Raw genomic sequence first — 353 nt, 5'->3', positions numbered from 1 at the left:
CCCCCGGGGCCCCCCGCCCGGGGGGGGGGGCGGGGGGGGGGGGGGGGCGCGGGGGGCGGGGGGCGGGGGGGGCGGGGCTGATGGTCAAGCAGGTCGCCCTTGACCTCGGCTTCTGGCATTTCGGGCGCTTTGCCCTGGCCTATCGCGACCTGTTCGGCGAAACACCGTCGCAGACGATGGCGGCCGCCAGGCAGCGCCGGGGCCCCTGACGGGGCGGAGGCGTCGCAGGGGCCTCAGCCGATCGCGGCCTCCACCGCCAGTGCGGCCTTCAGCGCCCGGCGGCCGGGCGCCGCCCCCCCCCCCGGCCGCCCCCCCCCCCGGCCCGGCGCGGCGCCCGCCGCCCGCCCGGGCCC

General features: G+C 83.9%; 1 protein-coding gene. It reads left to right on the top strand.

Annotated features, from left to right (window positions below; all coding sequences use genetic code 11):
* A partial coding sequence (locus tag AC1MIR_RS20825; protein WP_480030093.1) for a helix-turn-helix domain-containing protein occupies positions 1-209 on the top strand: 209 nt, incomplete at its 5' end.
* Positions 210-353 lie beyond the last annotated feature (144 nt).

The sequence above is a fragment of the Falsiroseomonas sp. RANM36 genome, assembly GCF_056682175.1.
Note: the sequence above shows the minus strand (reverse complement) of the source record. Positions and strands in the feature narration are given on the sequence as shown.